Origin of the sequence: Kitasatospora humi, assembly GCF_020907985.1 — a bacterium.
GTDB lineage: Bacteria > Actinomycetota > Actinomycetes > Streptomycetales > Streptomycetaceae > Kitasatospora > Kitasatospora humi.
Map to the genome: position 1 here is coordinate 172,556 of NZ_JAJJPA010000007.1, position 18,175 is coordinate 190,730.

Below are 18,175 nucleotides of genomic sequence, written 5' to 3' on the forward strand. Positions count from 1 at the left end.
GCGTCATGCACCGCTCACCCTCCTTCCCCACGGAGCCGAAACCCATGACCCTGCGCCGCACCGCCGCCGCGCTCGCCGCCACCGCCGCCATGACCGCCCTGCTCGGTGGCACGGCCCAGTCCGCCTCCGCCGCGACCACGGCCGGGACGAACACCCTCTCCGTCTTCGCCTGGAACGTCGACCTGGGCACCTCCGTGGTCGACTGGAGCCAGAACGAGCAGGCCGCCGCCCGCACCCCGGTGATCGAGTCGATCGTCCGTCAGCACAGTGCCGACGTGGTGATCCTGGACGAGCTGTTCAACAACTCCTCGATCAGCGACATCAACAGCAAGCTGGCCGACCTCTACCCGTACCGGACCCCGGTGGTCGGCGGCACCTGCTCCGGCGGTGGCTGGAACGGGACGAGTGGCAACTGCTCCAGCTCCCCGTTCGTGATCAACGGCGGGACGATGATCCTCTCGAAGTACCCGATCACCGCCCAGTACCAGCACGTCTTCTCGAACTCGACCTACGGCACCTGGGACTACCACGCCGACAAGGGCGCCGCGCTGGTCCAGATCGACAAGGGCGGAGCGAAGACCTGGGTGGCCGGCACCCACCTGCAGGCCGACGAGTCGGACACGTCCACCGACACCACCCAGGCCACCCGGCTCGCCCAGCTGGGCGAGATCCGGTCCTGGGTGAACGGGATCGCGGGCAGCAGCGCCCCGGTGCTGTTCGGCGGCGACCTGAACGTGGAGTACTACAACGGCCAGTCGCGCGGTGACTACGCCAACGCCCAGAACGCGGTGGGCGGCGTGCTCGGCACCCCCGCCACCAACCCGAACGCCCAGCTGACCACCATGGACTGCGTCGTCTCGGCCTGGTGCCAGTACATGGCGGGCGTCGAGACCTTCCCGACCGACTACCAGGACGACCTGGACTACCTCGGCTACCTGAACGCCGCAGGTCGTCCGACCCCGGTGGCGCTGCCGCAGGTCAAGACCGACTTCGACCCGCAGGCCGGCTGGACCGCCGGTCAGTTGGACACCAATGCGCCCAGTGACCACTACCCGGTCGAGGCGACCTTCCAGCTCGGCTGAGGACTTCTCGGGCGAGGGGTGGAAAGAGGTTGAGCGGGCGGCAGGACACCTGCCGCCCGCTCAACTCGTTCACCCCACCGAGGAGTAGGCGATGATGCCGCGCCGCAGCCCGTCGACCGCCTTGCGGGCGGTGCCGCGCAGCTCGGCGTCCTCGCCGGCCGCGTCCTGGATCTGGCCGAGCACGTCGATCAACTGCTTGGTCCAGCGCACGAAGTCGCCGGCCGGCATCTCGGCGTCGCGCAGCACCTGGTCCAGGCTGTGGCCGAGCGCCCAGCGGTAGGCGGCCCAGGCGAAGCCCAGGTCGGGCTCGCGCTGACCGACGCCCTCGGCGGTGTTGATCCGGTGCTGCTCCTCCAACGCGTCCAGGTGGCCCCAGATCCGGACCATCCGGCCGAGCGCCTCCTTGGCCTTGCCCTCCGGCACCCGGGGCGCGCCGGCGTCGTCGGCCTGCCGGGCCTCGTAGACCAACGCCGAGGCGCAGGCGGCGAGTTCGGCGGCGGCCAGACCCTTCCAGACACCCTCGCGGATGCACTCGGAGGCCAGCAGGTCGAGCTCGCCGTAGAGCCGGCCGAGGCGCTTGCCGTCGGCGGTGACGGTGTCACCGGACAGGTAGCCGAGGTCGGTGAGCAGCGCGCAGACCCGGTCGAAGGTGCGCGCGATGGTGTGGGTGCGGGACCGCATCTTGCGCTCCAGCACCTCGGTGTCGCGGTGCAGCCGGTGGTAGCGCTCGGCCCAACGGGCGTGGTCCTCGCGCTCGTTGCAGCCGTGGCACGGGTGGGCCCGCAACTCGGCGCGCAGCCGGGAGATTTCGGGGTCGTCGGCGGCGGCGGCCCGGCCCTTGCGGAACCGCTCGGGCTCCAGGTGGCCGGCCTTGGTGCGCAGGGTGGAGGCCAGGTCGCGACGGGACTGCGGGCTGCGCGGGTTGAAGGACTTGGGGATCCGCAGCCGCTCGACGGGTGCCACCGGGTGCGGGAAGTCGATCATGGCAAGCCGCTTGACCTGGCGCTCGGCCGTGAGCACCACCGGTCGCGGCCCGTCCTGGTAGTCCGGGTGGCGCAGGCCGCCGCGGGTGCGGCCGACCGGCGGCAGGCCCGGGTCGAGGACCAGCGCCAGGCCGGCGAACCGGCCGGTCGGCACATGGATCACGTCGCCCGGCTTGAGCGCCTCGATCGACTCGATGGCGGCGGCCCGGCGCTGGCCGGCGCCCTCGCGGGCCAGCTCGTTCTCCCGGTCCTTGAGCTGCCGGCGCAGCCTCATGTACTCGTCGAAGTCGCCCAGGTGGCAGGTCATCGCCTCCTGGTAGCCGGTCAGGCCCTCCTCGTTGCGCTGCACCTGGCGGGCGATGCCGACCACCGAACGGTCCGCCTGGAACTGGGCGAACGAAGTCTCCAGCAGCTCCCGGGAGCGGTGCCGGCCGAACTGCGAGACCAGGTTGACCGCCATGTTGTAGGACGGCTTGAAGGAGGAGCGCAGCGGGTAGGTGCGGGTGCCGGCCAGTCCGGCCAGGGCCTCCGGATTGATGCCGCGCTGCCAGAGCACCACGGCGTGGCCCTCGACGTCGATGCCGCGCCGCCCGGCCCGGCCGGTGAGCTGGGTGTACTCGCCGGGGGTGATGTCGGCGTGGCTCTCGCCGTTCCACTTGACCAGCTTCTCCAGCACCACCGAGCGGGCCGGCATGTTGATGCCGAGCGCCAGCGTCTCGGTGGCGAAGACCGCCTTGACCAGGCCCTTGAGGAAGAGCTCCTCGACGACCTCCTTGAACCTGGGCAGCATGCCGGCGTGGTGGGCGGCGACGCCGCGCTCCAGTGCGTCCAGCCACTCGTAGTAGCCGAGCACGTGCAGGTCCTCGTCGGGGATCGCGGCGGTCCGCTCCTCGACGATGGCGCGCACCTGGCGCCGCTCCTGCTCGCTGTTGAGCCGCAGGCCGGAGCCGAGCACCTGCTGCACGGCGGCCTCGCAGGCGGCCCGGCTGAAGATGAAGGTGATGGCGGGCAGCAGGCCTTCGGCGTCCAACCGGTCGATCACGTCCACCCGGCTCGGGGTCCAGATCCGGTTGGGGCGCCCGTTGGGCATCGAGCGGCCGCGGCCGCGCCCGGCGAACCGGGGGTTGCGGTCGCCCTCGGAGCGGGCCAGCCGGACCAGCTCGGGGTTGACGGCCTTGGCCGGGTTCTTCTGGTTGCCCTTGGGGCGGCCGTCGGCGTCCGGGTTGGAGAAGAGGTCGTACATCCGGTTGCCGGCCATCACGTGCTGCCAGAGCGGCACCGGGCGGTGCTCGGAGACGATCACCTTGGTGCCGCCGCGCACGGTGTCCAGCCAGTCGCCGAACTCCTCGGCGTTGGAGACGGTGGCGGAGAGCGAGACCAGCGTGACGGACTCGGGCAGGTGGATGATCACCTCCTCCCAGACGGCACCGCGGAACCGGTCGGCGAGGTAGTGGACCTCGTCCATCACCACGTAGCCGAGGCCGTCCAGGGCCTGCGAGCCGGCGTAGAGCATGTTGCGCAGCACCTCGGTGGTCATCACCACCACGGGCGCGTCGCCGTTGACGCTGTTGTCACCGGTGAGCAGGCCGACCTTGGCCGCGCCGTAGCGCTTGACCAGGTCGGCGTACTTCTGGTTGGACAACGCCTTGATCGGCGTGGTGTAGAAGCACTTGCGACCGGCCTGCAGGGCCAGGTGGACGGCGAACTCGCCGACGATGGTCTTGCCGGACCCGGTGGGGGCCGCGACCAGCACGCCCGACCCCGCTTCCAGGGCCTCGCAGGCTTCTATCTGGAAGGGATCGAGCGGGAAGTCGTAGAGCTCCTGGAAGCCGTACAGCGCAGTGGCCTGCTCCCGTGCGCGGCGGCGGGCGGCCGAGTAGGCCTCGGCGGGGCTCATCTGTTCGGCGGACAGGGCGCTGCTCCTGGGGTCACGGGTGTCGTGCTGCTGGTCCATCTGAGCTTGAGGTTACCCGCCTGGACTGACATCGATGACACCGTTTTGCCTGCCAGCCACGGTCGCCTTTGATATGCGTTTGATCGAATTCGCTCAGCTGTATTCAACGGTCAACGGACCGTTGCCACGCTCCCTACAGTCGAGGGCACCGATCAGTGGAAATGGGGAGAAAAGGGGACCGGCCATGGCGAATGTGGAGACCGCGCTCAAGGAAGCGATGACCATCGACGGCGCGATCGGCGTCGCCCTGGTCGATTACAGCAGCGGAATGGCCCTGGGCACCCTCGGGGACGGCGGCGAGCTGAACCTGGACGTCGCCGCCGCCGGGAACACCGACGTGGTGCGGGCCAAGATGCGCACCATGGAGCTGCTGAACCTGCACGACAACGAGATCGAGGACATCCTGATCACGCTGACCAGGCAGTACCACCTGATCCGGCCGCTGACCAAGCAGAACGGCCGCGGGCTGTTCCTCTACCTGGCGCTGGACCGCAACCGCTCCAACCTGGCGATGGCCCGCCACCAGCTGCGGCTGCTGGAGGCCGCCCTGGAGATCTGACCGGTCACTTCAGCAGTTCGGCCAGCCCGTCGGCGAGCCGCCGGTACTCCTCGGGCCGGTTGTAGACCTGGGCGCTTACCCGCAGCACTCCGCCGCCCGGCCAGGGGCGCACGGCGACCCGGGCGCCCAGCCGGTCCCGCACGGCCTCCATCAACGGGCGCACCTGGCCCTCGACCTCGGCCACCCCGGCGGGCAGTCGCACGGCGGCCATCGCCACCCCGGGGCTGAGCGGCAACTCGGCCAGGCCCGCCCGCTCCACCAGCTGCCGCCGGCCGTAGGCGGCCAGCCCCGCGTTGTGCTCGCGGACCAGGTCGACCCCCAGCCGCTCCAGCAGCGCCAGCGCGGTGGGCGCCGCCAGCCAGCCGGTGTAGTCGGCCGTACCGCGCCACTCGACGTTCCCGGGGAATCCGCTGGCGTGCTCCCAGGAATAGGTGAGCGGCCGCACCTGGGAGCGCCAGGGTGCGGCGACGGCGAGGACGGCGGTCGGGCGCGGCGCGAACGCCCACTTGTGCAGGTTGCCGAACCAGAAGTCGGCCCGCTCGACGTCCGGTGCCACCGGGAGCATGCCGGGCGCGTGGGCGGCGTCCACCAGGGTGACCACGCCGCGGTCGGCCAGGGCGCGCAGCAGCGTCGGCGTGACGAACTCACGGGCGGTGGGTGAGGTGATCTTGTCGAGGATGGCCGCCCTGGTGCGCGGGGTGAGCGCGGCCAGCACCACCTCGGCCGGGTCGGCGGCGTCCAGCGGCACCGGCACGGTGCGCACGGTCGCGCCGCACTCGGCGGCGCGCCGTTCGGCGGCCAGGTTGACCACGCCGTAGCCGTGGTCGGTCACCAGGATCTCGTCACCGGGCTCGAACGGGATGCTGTCGAGTGCCACCGCGACCGCTTCGGTGACATTGCTGAGCAGCGCCAGGCCGGCCGGGTCGGCGTCGAGCAGCCGGGCGAGCGCGGTGCGGGCGGCGGCGATCCGACCGGGCAGCTCCCAGAAGAAGCCGTCCGGGTCGGCCTCCTGCTCGGCCCGGAAGGCGGCCTGCGCGCGGCTCACCTCGATGGGCACGGCGCCGTAGGACCCGTGGTTGAGGTGGGCAACGGTCGGGTCCAGGGCGAAGAGTGCGGCGGCGTCCTCGATGGGAGCAGGCGCTGGCGTGTGCAATTTCACACCTCACATTTCTAGCCGAGTAACCTCCTCCGAGGCAACCATCGGCCCGTGACACCTGACAATGACTTTCTCGGTCTGAGTGCGGCCACCGGCCGCTTCAGCTACGGCGCACCGCGCGCGTTCACCTTTTCCGACGACGGCAACAGGCTGCTGTTCCTGCGCTCGGCCGGCCCGCGCGACCCCCATGACCGGCTCTGGAGCCTCGACCTGACGACGGCCCGGGAGGAGCTGCTGGCCGACCCGGCGGCGCTGCTGCCCGGCCGCACCGGCGATCCGGCCGACCTGCCGCTCCTGGAACGCCGACTGCGCGAGCGGACCCGGCTGGCCACCCGCGGCATCGGCACCTTCGCCGCCACCCCGGACGCGGCGGTGGCGGTCTTCGCGCTGGACGGCCGGCTGATCCGGGTGGACCGCCAGGGTGCGACGCAGCTCCCGGCCGCCGGACCGGTCTTCGACCCGCGGCCGAACGCCGACGGCAGCCGGATCGCCTATGTCGTCGACGACGTGCTCCACCTGACCGACCGCAGCGAGCCGCTCAGCCCGGCGGACGGCGCCCGCTGGGGTGTCGCCGAGTTCGCCGCCGCCGAGGAACTCGGCCGGCACCGCGGCCACTGGTGGGCCCCCGGCGGTGGTGCCGTGCTGGCCGCCCGGGTCGACGAATCCGCGCTGCCCCGACGGTACTTCGCCGATCCGGCCGAACCGGACCGCCCTGCCGAGTCGTTCGCCTACCCGCAGGCCGGCGGACCCAACGCCGATGTCCAGCTCTGGGTGCTGGCCCTGGACGGGGGCCGGGTCCGGCTCGACTGGGACGCCGCGCGCCACCCGTACGTCTGCGCGGCCGAATGGGCGTCCGACACCGAGATCCTGCTGACCGTGGCCGACCGGCTGCAGCAGCGGGTGCTGCTGCTCTCCGCCGACCCGGCCACCGGCCGCACCACCGAACTCTCCCGCACCGAGGACGAGTTCTGGGTGGACGAGCTGCCCGGCACGCCGGCCAGGCTGCCCGGCGGCGCGCTGCTGACCTCGGCCGACACCTCCGATGGCCGGGCCCGCGCGGTGGCCCTGGACGGCCGGATCGCGACCCCCGAGCGCCTCCAGGTGCGCCGGGTGGTCGGCCGGCTCGGTGGCCGGCTGCTGCTGGAGGTCACCGACGGCGACCCCGCCGACCAGCACGTCTACGCCCTGGACCCGGCCGACGGCGCGCTGGAGCGGCTCAGCGAAGGGCCCGGGTCGCACTCGGTGCAGGCCGCCGGCGACAGCCTGCTGCTCTCCTCGGCCGGCCCCGACGGCGTCCGGCGCCGGGTGGTGCGGGCCGGCCGGGAGATCGAACTGACCGATCTGTCCGAGCCGTTGCCGTACCGGGTGACCCCGAAGCTCACCCGGGTCACCGAACTCGACCTGCCCACCGCGGTGGTCTACCCGCGCGGCCACCGCGCCGGCGAGCCGCTGCCGGTGCTGCTGGACGTCTACGGCGGCCCCGGCTTCCAGGCGGTGGTCAACGAGCCCCGCCGCTGGCAGCTGCGCCAGTGGTGGGCCGACCAGGGCTTCGCGGTGGTCACCATCGACAACCGCGGCACCCCGTACGTCTCGCCGGCGTTCACCAAGGCGGTCTTCCGCCGGTTCTCCCAGGTGACCCTGGACGACCAGGTGGCCGCGCTGCGGGCGCTGGCCGAGCTGGAGCCGGACCTCGACCTGAGCCGGGTCGCCGTGCGCGGCTGGTCCTACGGCGGCTACTTGGCGGCGATGGCGGTGCTGCGCCGTCCGGACGTCTTCCACGCGGCCAGCGCCGGTGCCGGTCCGACCGACTTCCGCTGCTACGACACCGCCTACACCGAGCGCTACTTGGGGCTCCCGGAGCAGAACGAGGCGGGCTACGCGGCCGATTGCCTCATCGCTGACGCCCCGTCACTCACTCGACCACTGCTGCTGATCCACGGCCTGGCGGACGACAACGTGCACCCCTCGCACACCCTGCGGCTGTCGGCGGCGCTGCACCGGGCCGGGCGCCCGCACAGCGTGCTGCCGCTGCCGGGGATCAGCCACCTGACCCCCGAGGGCGCCAACGAGCGCATGGTCGCCGCCGAACTGGCCTTCCTGTGCTCCTCGTTGGGTCTGAGCTGAACGACGTGGTGGGTCCGGCCCGTGCGGGCCGGACCCCACCACGTCGCTGGAAGGCCCGTGGAGGCGGTGGAACCCGGTCGGGCGCGGCCCTCATCGGGTTCCCCGCCACGCCCGACCGGGAGTTCATGGGTTGCCGGCACCGGACGGTGCCTGGTGCGGTGCCCGGCCCGGGGGGGCTCGGGCCGGGCACCGGGTTCAGTCCTCCGGGAAGTGGCAGGCGACCTGCCGCTCCCCGGAGCCGGAGCCCAGCCGCAGCAGCGGTGGCTCGCTGCGGCAGATCTCCCGCGCCTTGGGGCACCTGGGATGGAAGGTGCAGCCGCTCGGCGGGTTCGCGGGGCTCGGCGGGTCGCCGAGCAGCACGATCCGCTCCCGCTGCCGCTCCGCCGCCGGATCCGGCAGCGGCACGGCGGAGAGCAGGGCCTTGGTGTAGGGGTGCGCCGGGTTGGCGTACACCTGCTCCTTGTCGCCGATCTCGACGATCCGGCCCAGGTACATCACCGCGACCCGGTGGCTGATGTGTTTCACCACCGCCAGATCGTGCGCGATGAAGACGTAGGCGACCCCCAGCTCGCGCTGCAGCCGCTCCAGCAGGCCGACGATCTGCGCCTGGATGGAGACGTCCAGCGCCGAGACCGGCTCGTCGGCCACCACCAGCGCCGGCCGGGTGGCCAACGCCCGTGCGATGCCGATGCGTTGGGCCTGTCCGCCGGAGAACTGGTGCGGGTAGCGCTCCAGGTGCTCGGGCGCCAGCCCGACCAGCTGGATCAACTCCCGAACCTCCTTGACCTGTTGCTCCTTCGGCAGGCCCTGGGCGCGCAGCGGGGCGCTGATGATCTGCTGCACGGTCTGCCGGGGGTTCAGCGAGGCGAACGGGTCCTGGAAGATGATCTGCAGCTTGGCCCGCAGCGGGCGCAGCTCCCGCTGGCTCAGGGTGCTGATGTCCTGCCCCTGGAACCGCACCTGGCCCGCCGTCGGGTCGAGCAGCCGGACCAGCATCCGCCCGGTGGTGGACTTGCCGCAGCCGGACTCGCCGACCAGCCCGAGCGTCTCGCCGGCCCGGACCTCGAAGTCCAGTCCGTCCACCGCCTTGATCCCGGCGCCCCGGCGGCGCGCGGGGTAGGTCATGCCGAGGCCGCTGACCTGCATCAGAGGGGTTGTCATCCGGTCACCTCGGGGTGGCTGCAGGCGCTGCGGTGGGCCGTGGCCACCGCGACCAGCGGCGGGCGCTGCGCGGTGCAGCCCTGGTGGGGGGTGGTGGCGTAGACCGCGCAGCGCGGGTGGAACGCGCAGCCGGGCGGCGGGGCGAGCAGCGAGGGCGGGCTGCCGGGGATCGCGTGGAGCTCCTCGCCCGCGCTGTCCAGCCGGGGCAGCGAGTCCAGCAGGCCGCGGGTGTACGGGTGCCGGGGGGCGGTGAACAGCGTGTCGGCACCGGCCTGTTCGACGGCCGATCCGCCGTACATCACCAGGACCTCGTCGGCGATCCGGGCGATCACCCCGAGATCGTGGGTGATCATGATGATGCCGAGACCGCGGTCGTCCTTCAATTTGACCAGCAGGTCGAGCACTTGGGCCTGGACGGTGACATCGAGCGCGGTGGTCGGCTCGTCGGCGATCACCAGGTCGGGCTCGCAGGCCAGGGCCAGTGCGATCATGGCGCGCTGGCGCATGCCACCGGAGAACTGGTGCGGGTACTCCCCCGCACGGCGGGCCGGTTCGGGGATGCCGACATCGCCGAGCACCTCCACCGCGCGGGCCCAGGCAGTCTTGCGGCTGGAGCCGAAGTGCTCGCGGTGCGCCTCGGCGATCTGGTCGCCGACGGTGAAGTAGGGGTGCAGCGAGGTCAGCGCGTCCTGGAAGACCATCGCCATCCGGCGGCCGCGCAGCTTGCGCACCGCCTCCGGGGCGGCACCGATCAGCTCGGTGCCGTCGAACTTGACCGAGCCGGTCACCTTCGCACCGCGGTGCAGGCCCATGACGGCCAGCGAGGTGACGGACTTGCCGGAGCCCGACTCGCCGACCAGGCCGAGCACCTGCCCCCGGTCCACCGAGAAGTCGACTCCCTTGACGGCCTTGACCACGCCGTCGGGGGTGTTGAACTCGACCGCGAGATCGCGGACTTCGAGCAGCGTCATGACAGCCTCGCTCGCGGGTCGATCCAGGCGTAGAGGACGTCCACGACCAGGTTGGAGGTGACGATGAAGAACGAGGCCACCAGCGTGACACCCATGATCACCGGCTGGTCGGACTTGTGGAGGGCGTCGGCGAAGAGTTTGCCGACTCCGGGCAGGCCGTACAGCTGCTCGGTGATCACCGCGCCGGCCAGCAGACCGCCGAGGTCCATGCCGAGCATGGTGACCACCGGGGTCAGCGCCGGGCGCAGCCCGTGCTTGTTGACCACCCGCCGCTCGCGCAGGCCCTTGGCCCGGGCGGTGCGGACGAACGGCTCGCTCAGCGTCTCGAGGACCGAGCTGCGGGTCATCCGGGCGTACATGGCCGCGGTGGCCAGGGCCAGGGTGATCCAGGGCAGCAGCATGTTCTGCGCCCAACCGACCGGGTCGTCGGTGAAGTTGACGTACCGCGGATAGGGGATCAGGCCGAGCTGCGAGCAGAAGAAGTAGAGCAGCAGCATCGCGGTGAAGTAGACCGGCATGGCGGCGGCACCGATGGTGCCGATCATCAGGACGCGGTCCACCCAGCTGTTCCTGCGCAGCGCGGAGACCACGCCGGCCAGCAGGCCCATGGCCAGCCAGAGCACGGCGGAGCCGATGGCCAGCGAGACGCTGATCGGGAGCCGGTCCGTGATCATGCTCCAGACGGGCATGCCGGTCTGGAAGGAGTAGCCGAAGCAGGGGAAGCCGCAGTGCACGGCGAAGCTGCCGGAGCCCATGGTGCGGCCGGCGAAGATCGCCCAGACGTAGTTGCCGAACTGCACGATCAGCGGCCGGTTGAGGCCCATCTGCTGACGCACCTGCGCCACGTGGTCCGGGGTGCAGTCCTTGCCGCAGAACGCCTGGGCCGGGTCGTTCGGCAGGAGGTAGAAGATGGTGAAGGTGACCGCGCAGATCACCAGCAGGGTGAGCGCGATTCCGGCGAGCCGGCGGAGCAGGAAGGTGGTCATCCGTTACCGCCCTTCGGGTCGAGGACGTCGCGCAGTGCGTCGCCGAGCAGGGTGAAGCCGAGCACCACCAGGAAGAGGCAGGCGCAGGGCAGGATGAAGAACATCGGGTCGAGCTTGTAGTAGAGCTCGGAGTCGGCGATCATCTGGCCCCAGGACGGGGTCGGCGGCTGGACACCGACGCCCAGGTAGGTCAGACCCGCCTCGGAGCCGATCAGGGTGGGGATCGCCAGGGTGATGTAGACGATGATCGTGCTGGTGAGGTTGGGCAGGATCTCGGTCAGCACGATCCGGGCGCTGCCGGTGCCGCTGGCCCGGGCCGCCTCGACGTACTCGCGGTGCTTCAGCGAGATGGTCTGGCCACGGATCACCCGGGCGATGTAGGGCCAGGTGAAGAGGCTCATCACGATGATCAGCAGCAGGATCCGGTTGACGTCCTTGGCCACCGAGAGCAGCGCGATCATGAAGATCAGGCTCGGGAAGGACATCATGATGTCCATGAACCGGCTGATCACCATGTCCGTCTTGCCCCCGAAGTAGCCGGCGACCACACCCAGGGTGACCCCGACCAGGGTGATCAGCAGGGCCGCGCTGAAGGCCACCAGCAGGGAGACCTGGGCGCCGTAGAGCAGCCGGGCGAAGATGTCGTGGCCGAGCCCGGGCTCCACGCCCAGCCAGTGGCCGTTGACGCCCACCCCGCCGAAGCTGCCGCGCGGCAGGCCGGCCAGGTAGGGGTTGACGGCGTGCTTGTCGATGTCGGTCGGCCCCCACCCGGAGATCCCGGTCAGCACCGGGGCGAGCAGCGCGGCGAGCACGAAGAAGACGATGATGCCGAGGCCGGTCATGGCGATCGGGCGGCGGCGCAGGCGGCGCCAGGCCGAGCGCCAGGGCGAGGCCGGGGCCTGGTCCTGACGCTCGGTCGGCTCCTGCACTGGAGGAACGGTGGTGGTCACCTTTTCGCAGTCCCTCGTGCTACTTGGCGGACTTCAGGCCGATGGTGGCGTAGTCGATCTCCGCCGACCAGATCGGGCTGCCGAAGGCACCGGCGATGTTGCCGCCGACCAGCAGCGGTTTCTTCTGCCAGGTGACCGGGACCGAGGGGGCCTCGTCCATGATCTTGGCATCCAGCGCGTTCCAGGCCTGGTTGGCCGCGTTGGTGTCGGTCAGGCCCTGGATCCGGTCGATCTCGGCGTCCACCGACGGGTCCTTGAACCGGCTGGTGTTCCCGAGGTTTCCGGTGTCCGAGACGATCCGGCTGTCGAACATCATCGGCAGGAAGGTGGCGCCGGACGGGTAGTCCGGGCACCAGCCGTTGAGCGACAGCCCGGTCTGCCGGTCCTTGTCACCGATGGTCGAGTTGGCCACGCTGGCGTCGACGATGTTGAGGGTGACATTGATGTTGATCTTCTTCAGTGCCGCCTGGACGGCCTCGGCCTGGGGCTTCTGGGCGTTGTCGGCGGTGAGCTCGGTGGAGAAGCCGCCGCTCATGCCGGCCTGGGCGAGGTACTGCTTGGCCTTGTCCGGGTCGCCGCCGGTCGGGATCTTGAAGTGGTCGACCGCGGTGCCGCCGGTGAGCGAGGGCGGCAGGTAGGTGGTGGCGATGTCGGACAGGGCCGGGCCGCCGACGGCCGACTGGTAGGCCTCCTTGTCGATCCCGTACTCGACCGCCAGCCGGGCGTTCTGGTTGTCGAACGGCGCCTTGGCGGTGTCCATCGTCACCATCGCCGTGCAGTTCTCGTTCTCGCTCACCAGGCGGGCCTTGACGTCCGGGTTGGTGAGCACGTCGGCGACCTTGGCCGCGGACATGTCGGCGTACATGATGGCGCTCTGGTCATCGCCCTGGTCGGCGATCAGCCGGTCGGCGATCCCCTCGGGGCTGCCGGACTGGTCCATCACGATCTTGTCCGGGTAGGCCTTGCGGACCGAGTCGGTGGACTGGTCCCAGTAGGTGTTGCGGACCAGGGTCAGCTGCTTGCCGCGGTCGTAGCTCTCCACCTTGTACGGGCCGGAGGAGAAGACGTGGTTGCCGTAGGTGGTGCCGCCCTCGTGCGCCTTGGGCACCGGGGCGAAGGTCGGCAGCGTGGCGGTGTAGCCGAACTCGGCGACCGGGCGCTTGAGGTGGAAGACGATGGTCTTCGCGTCCGGCGTCTCGATCGAGTCGTTGCCGAGCTCCTGGCCCTTCAGCGGACCCTTGTAGTCGGCCGGGGCGACCAGGTACTTCTTGGCGTAGTCCGGTCCGCCGGAGAGGTCCGGGTCGAAGGACCGCTCGACGTTGTACTTGATGTCGGCGGTGGTGATCGGAGTGCCGTCCTCGTACTTGACGCCGTCCTTGAGGTGGAACGTCCAGGTCTTGTCGCCGTCGCTGGGTTCACCCGTGTCGGTGGCCAGGTCGCCGGTGATCTGCAGGCCGTCCTTGCCCGGCGCCGCCTTGAACGTGGTCAGGGTGCGGTAGAGCAGCCGGATGCCGAAGTCCATCTCGGGCTCGGTCCAGTTGCGGGCCGGGTCGAGCTGGGAGAGGTCCTGGTTGGACAGGATGTGCAGAGTGCCGCCCTTGACCGGCGTCCCACCGATGATGCCGTTGCCGCCGGTGGTGATCCCGGCGCCGTTGGAGGCCTGGTCGCTGCCGTCGTCGTTCTTGTTCTTGGAACACGCCCCGAGGCCGAGGGTGAGTGTCGCCGCGATCGCCGCCGCGAGGGCGGCGTGGGTACGCCTGGTCATGTGCAACTCCGCGATGGGGGGCCGAGTTCGGCCGCGAACTCGGGCGGTCCGCCCCATGGGGTAGCCGCGGCCGAGGTGTGACCAGTAACATAGTAATGTGAAATTGCACTATCAAGAGGTGGGCGGTTCTGTTATCCAGCTGTATCCGGATGGCCCGTCAACTCCCTTGCTGTGCACATTGAAAGAAGCAGATCAGGGCCACCACCCCGGACAAAAGCCGCACCTGGAGGAGACGTCCCCGTGACATCGCAGCCCACCCCGCCCAATGTCGGCAGCCATGACCTCCCCATTTCCCCGGCCCTCGCCGACTTCATGGCGGGCAACTGGGCCGCCACCCCGCTGTCCGCCGATGCCAGGGTGCCCGGCCACGATGTGCTGCCGGCCCGCCGGGCCAAGCTCTCCGCCCGCTTCCCCGGCGCCCGACTGGTGGTCCCGGCCGGGCAGTTGAAGGTGCGGAGCAACGACTGCGACTACCGGTTCCGCCCGCACAGCGGCTACGCGTGGCTCACCGGTCTCACCGGCGAGGACCAGGCCGGCCATGTGCTGGTGCTGGAGCCCAGCGGACCCGAGGGCCACGAGCCCGTTCTCTACCTGCGCCCCCGCTCGCCGCGCGACGGCTCCTCCGACGAGTTCTACCGCGACCGCCGCTACGGTGAGTTCTGGGTCGGCCGCCGCCCCGACCTGGGCGAGGCCGCCCAGCTCACCGGCCTGCGCACCGCGCACCTCGACGAGTTGGAGAAGCTGCTCGCCGGGCCGGCGCCGAGCGGCGGGGTGCGGCTGCTCGCCGGCGTCGACCCGGTGGTGGACGCACAGCTCGCGCTCACCGACGGACTGGCCACCGTGCTCTCCGAATTGCGCCTGGTCAAGGACGCGTGGGAGATCGACCAACTGCAACTCGCCGTCGACCACACCACTCTGGGCTTCGAGGACGTGGTCCGGGCGCTGCCGACCGCGCTGCGGCACCACCGCGGCGAGCGCTGGCTGGAGGGCGTCTTCGACCTGCGGGCCCGGGCCGAGGGCAACGGCACCGGCTACGAGACCATCGTGGCCTCCGGAGCCCACGCCGGCGTGCTGCACTGGATCCGCAACGACGGGCCCCTGGACAGCCGGCAGTTGCTGCTGCTCGACGCCGGCGTGGAGACCGACACCCTCTACACCGCCGACATCACCCGCACCCTGCCGCTCAGCGGCACCTTCACCCCCGTGCAGCGCCAGGTCTACGAACTGGTCCTGGCCGCCCAGGACGCCGGCATCGCCGCACTGCGCCCGGGTGCCGCGTTCCGCGACTTCCACCGGGCCGCGATGCGGGTGATCGCCGAAGGCCTGCACGACTGGGGCGTGTTGAAGATCTCGGCCGAGGAGGCGCTGCGCGAGGACAGCGGCCTCTACCGCCGCTACACCCTCTGCAGCAGCGGCCACATGCTCGGCTTGGACCTGCACGACTGCGCCAAGGCCCGCAGCGAGGCCTACCTCGACGGCGTCTTGGCGGCCGGGCAGGTGCTCACCGTCGAACCCGGCCTCTACCTGCAGCCGGACGACGAGACGCTGCCGCCCGAGCTGCGCGGCATCGGGGTGCGGATCGAGGACGACCTGGTGATCACCGAGGACGGCGCCCGGCTGATGTCCGGAGCGCTGCCCAGGACGGTGGCCGGGATCGAGCAGTGGATGGGGGAACTGCTGGGCTGAGCGAGACCCGCGGCGGTAGGCGGTTCGTGTGGGGATCCGCCTACCGTCGCGTCGTGCCCTGGCGCGGCCACGCCCAAAACCCCGGGACACCGGCCAAATCACCGGCTAGCCTGGCAAGTTCGCCCTTCATGACCTCGGATTCGTGATTCTGGAGGAGACTGCCATGGACCGACCGCTGTACGAGCTGTCCGAACCGCACGAGCACGGCCTGCTCGATGTCGGCGACGGCAACCGGATCTACTGGGAGGTCCTCGGCAACCCCGGAGGGAAACCCGTGCTGTGCGTCCACGGTGGCCCCGGCGGCGGCGGACGGCGCAGCCGGACCTCGGGTCTGAATCCCGAGGCCTACCGCATCATCCGGTTCGACCAGCGCAACTGCGGTGACAGCCTGCCGCACGCCTCCGATCCGTCGGTGAGCCTCGAACACAACACCACCGCGCACCTGATCGCCGACATGGAGCGCCTGCGCGAACACCTCAGCGTCGAGCGCTGGTTGCTGTTCGGCGGGTCCTGGGGCTCGGCACTGATCCTCGCCTACGCCCAGCGCCATCCGGAGCGGGTGTCCGAAATCGTCGTCGTCAGCAGCTTCCTGGGCCGGCAGGAGGACATCGACTGGCTCTACAACGGCCTGCGCCCGCTGCTCCCCGGCGCTTGGGAGGCGTTCCGGGACGCGCTGCCGGCCGCCGAGCGGGACGGCGACGTCGTGGCCGCCTACAACCGGCTGCTGAACAACCCGGATCCGGATCCTGCGGTGCTCATGCAGGCGGCCCGCGACTGGTGTGCCTGGGAGGACGCGGTGATCGCCCATGAGGCACTCGGCCACCCCGGCGCGTACAGCAACCGGCCGGACGACGCGCTGCTGGCCTTCGTGCGGATCTGCGCCCACTACTTCGCCAACAACGCCTGGCTGGAGGACGGCCAACTGATCCGCGACGCCCATCGGCTGGCCGGCATCCCGGGCGTGATCGTGCAGGGCCGGCTCGACCTGGGCTGCCCGCTCAAGGGCCCGTGGGACTTGGCCAAGGTCTGGCCCGACGCCGAGTTGAAGGTGATCGACGAGGCGGGGCACACGGGCAGCCCCACCATGCGGAACACCGTGATGGACGCACTGGCTCGGTTCAGCGGGAACGGACGCTGAGCCGGGGCGAGTCGCCGTGGCGCCGGCCGGCGGCTCGCTCGGTTCGCCGCCGCACGGCCGCACGGCCGAGGGCCACGGCTCACCCTGGCGGGGGATGGAGGTACGACCCCGGCACGACGCGGTCGCGTGCGGCGGGCGGTGAAGCTGGGTTCCCACAGCCGAGAGAGGGGAACCCCGGATGGATCGGTTCGACAGGGCAGGTCGCCTGGCCGCGTACGGCGCCGCACTGGTGATGGCGCCCTATGCACTGATCAAGGTCTCCTGGGTGGTCGGTTCGCTCGCCGGGCTGCTGCCGATCGGCGCGGGCTTCAACCTGGCCGGCTGGGTGGTGCTCAACACCGCCACGATCGGCATGGCGGCCCTGGGGATCACCATGGCCCTCGCGCTCGTACGTCCCTGGGGGATGCGGATCAGCGGGCCGCTGGTGGCCTTCGTCGCCTGGGTCGGGTCGGGGTTCCTGGTCGCCATGCTGCCCTACGTCGCCCTGGGTTCGCTGCTGGGCGATGCGGGCACAGGCCGGGCATCCGCCAGCCACGGACCGTCGATGCCCGGTTGGGAGTCCGTGCTGATCCAGAGCAGCTTCGTGGGGATGGGGCTGGGGCTGGTGATCGCGCTGCCCGCGTACTGCCGGCGGCGCTGGCCGGAGGCGTTCGCGGGTCGGATCGGCGACGGCCGCGCGGGCGGCCCGAGCCGGGCGTGGTACGCGGCGGGCGTCAGCGCGGCGATCGGCCTGGTCTGGCTGTATTGGGCACTCGGTGGGCCGGCCGGCCTGGCGCACCCGGCGGACCGGGACGTCAACTGGCGACTGCTGAACGGGGTGTGCGGGCTCTGGGCGCTCGCGGCCGCCGCTGCCACCTGGGCGGTCGGCCGTGGGCGGCCGGCCCTGCCGGCCCGTTGGGTGCCCTTGACGGTCGGCTGGTTGGGGACGGGCTCGCTGTTCGCGTGGAGCGGTTGGAAGCTGCCGATCACGGTGTACCTGGCGGTGGCGCACCCGAGCGGTGCGCAGTGGCCGGAGGACCTGGCGGTCGCGGCCCTGTTGCACGCCGCCGCGGTGGCGGCGGGCACGGTCATGGTGACGGCACTGGTCCGCGCGCGCAGGCCGGCGGCGGGCGCTGCCGCGCCATGACCCGATCCCGCAGCAGCGCCCCGACGGGATCGCCGCAGCAGCGCGATCGCGGGGTCGCCGCGGCCGAGCGGACGGGCTCGGCGGCGGCGACCGGTGCAGCGGGGCGGGCTCAGACCTCCAGATCGCCCTCGATCCGGCGCAGCTGGTGGCGGGCCATCGCCAGGTTGGACCGGTTGCGGTCCAGCGCCAGGTAGAGGAAGAGTCCCTTGCCGGAGCGGCTGGTGAGCGGGCGGATCAGGTGGTACTGGTCGGTGAGCGTGATCAGGATGTCGTCGATGGCGGAGTTGAGGTTCAGCATCTCTATCGCGCGCACCTTCGCCCGGACCACATCGGTGTTGGCGGCGGCGGCCACCGTGAGGTCGAGCTCGCCACCGCCAAGGGTGCCAAGGGCCATGCCGCTGTTGTAGTCGACGAGGGCGACGCCGATCGCACCCTCGATGCTGCTCATCGCGTCCTTGAGGGCGAGGTCTGTGGTGGTCATGGGATTCCTTCGGGTTGTGGGCAAGGTGGTGCGGACAGTGGCTTCAGCGGATG

14 protein-coding genes are annotated in these 18,175 nt (G+C 71.2%); 6 read left to right on the forward strand and 8 right to left on the reverse strand.

The window, feature by feature from the left end:
- Positions 1-44 precede the first annotated feature (44 nt).
- The gene (locus LN042_RS10215) at positions 45-1,082 is read left to right on the forward strand and encodes a sphingomyelin phosphodiesterase (RefSeq protein WP_230050648.1); all 1,038 of its coding nucleotides are present in this window, start codon (positions 45-47) and stop codon (positions 1,080-1,082) included.
- A gap of 69 nt (positions 1,083-1,151) precedes the next feature.
- Here LN042_RS10215 and LN042_RS10220 read toward each other — a convergent pair whose 3' ends face one another.
- Entirely contained in the window at positions 1,152-4,019 is a 2,868-nt protein-coding gene (locus LN042_RS10220; RefSeq protein ID WP_230050650.1) for a DEAD/DEAH box helicase, read from the reverse strand.
- 184 nt (positions 4,020-4,203) lie between these two features.
- Between LN042_RS10220 and LN042_RS10225 the strand changes: the two genes are divergently transcribed.
- Positions 4,204-4,578, forward strand: coding sequence for a hypothetical protein (locus tag LN042_RS10225; RefSeq protein ID WP_230050651.1), 375 nt, complete (start codon positions 4,204-4,206; stop codon positions 4,576-4,578).
- Between the two features lie 4 nt (positions 4,579-4,582).
- Here the strand turns inward: LN042_RS10225 and LN042_RS10230 are convergent, their stop codons facing one another.
- On the reverse strand, positions 4,583-5,731 hold the full coding sequence (locus LN042_RS10230) for an aminotransferase class V-fold PLP-dependent enzyme (RefSeq protein ID WP_230050653.1): 1,149 nt from the start codon (positions 5,729-5,731) through the stop codon (positions 4,583-4,585).
- Positions 5,732-5,785: 54 nt separating this feature from the next.
- Here LN042_RS10230 and LN042_RS10235 point away from each other — a divergent pair, with 54 nt between their 5' ends.
- Complete coding sequence (locus LN042_RS10235; protein ID WP_230050655.1) at positions 5,786-7,858, forward strand: S9 family peptidase; 2,073 nt, start codon at positions 5,786-5,788, stop codon at positions 7,856-7,858.
- A 195-nt stretch (positions 7,859-8,053) separates the two neighbouring features.
- Here LN042_RS10235 and LN042_RS10240 read toward each other — a convergent pair whose 3' ends face one another.
- Genes LN042_RS10240 through LN042_RS10260 form a run of 5 tightly spaced genes read right to left on the reverse strand, consistent with a single transcriptional unit; the run spans position 8,054 to position 13,691 of the window.
- A complete protein-coding gene (locus LN042_RS10240) occupies positions 8,054-9,019 on the reverse strand; it encodes an ABC transporter ATP-binding protein (protein WP_230050657.1) in 966 nt (321 codons plus the stop codon).
- Positions 9,016-9,990 (reverse strand): ABC transporter ATP-binding protein, encoded by a 975-nt coding sequence (locus tag LN042_RS10245; RefSeq protein WP_230050659.1) that lies wholly within the window; start codon positions 9,988-9,990, stop codon positions 9,016-9,018. The genes LN042_RS10240 and LN042_RS10245 overlap by 4 nt, the downstream gene beginning before the upstream one ends.
- Positions 9,987-10,976, reverse strand: coding sequence for an ABC transporter permease (locus LN042_RS10250; RefSeq protein ID WP_230050661.1), 990 nt, complete (start codon positions 10,974-10,976; stop codon positions 9,987-9,989). Before LN042_RS10250 ends, LN042_RS10245 begins: the two co-directional genes overlap by 4 nt.
- The gene (locus LN042_RS10255) at positions 10,973-11,905 is read right to left on the reverse strand and encodes an ABC transporter permease (RefSeq protein WP_230050663.1); all 933 of its coding nucleotides are present in this window, start codon (positions 11,903-11,905) and stop codon (positions 10,973-10,975) included. The genes LN042_RS10250 and LN042_RS10255 overlap by 4 nt, the downstream gene beginning before the upstream one ends.
- A 40-nt stretch (positions 11,906-11,945) precedes the next feature.
- The gene (locus LN042_RS10260; protein WP_230050665.1) at positions 11,946-13,691 is read right to left on the reverse strand and encodes an ABC transporter substrate-binding protein; all 1,746 of its coding nucleotides are present in this window, start codon (positions 13,689-13,691) and stop codon (positions 11,946-11,948) included.
- A gap of 240 nt (positions 13,692-13,931) precedes the next feature.
- Between LN042_RS10260 and LN042_RS10265 the strand changes: the two genes are divergently transcribed.
- The 3 genes from LN042_RS10265 to LN042_RS10275 all read left to right on the forward strand — a co-directional run bounded on the left by LN042_RS10265 (position 13,932) and on the right by LN042_RS10275 (position 17,641).
- Positions 13,932-15,377 carry an aminopeptidase P family protein gene (locus tag LN042_RS10265; RefSeq protein ID WP_230050667.1) on the forward strand — a complete coding sequence of 482 codons (1,446 nt, stop codon included), beginning with the start codon at positions 13,932-13,934 and terminating at the stop codon, positions 15,375-15,377.
- A 163-nt stretch (positions 15,378-15,540) separates the two neighbouring features.
- Complete coding sequence (gene pip, locus LN042_RS10270) at positions 15,541-16,515, forward strand: prolyl aminopeptidase (protein ID WP_230050669.1); 975 nt, start codon at positions 15,541-15,543, stop codon at positions 16,513-16,515.
- Positions 16,516-16,693: 178 nt separating this feature from the next.
- Positions 16,694-17,641 carry a hypothetical protein gene (locus LN042_RS10275; RefSeq protein WP_230050671.1) on the forward strand — a complete coding sequence of 316 codons (948 nt, stop codon included), beginning with the start codon at positions 16,694-16,696 and terminating at the stop codon, positions 17,639-17,641.
- A gap of 109 nt (positions 17,642-17,750) precedes the next feature.
- Here the strand turns inward: LN042_RS10275 and LN042_RS10280 are convergent, their stop codons facing one another.
- Positions 17,751-18,122: a hypothetical protein gene (locus LN042_RS10280; RefSeq protein WP_230050673.1), complete on the reverse strand. Its 372-nt coding sequence runs from the start codon at positions 18,120-18,122 to the stop codon at positions 17,751-17,753.
- Positions 18,123-18,175: the final 53 nt, after the last annotated feature.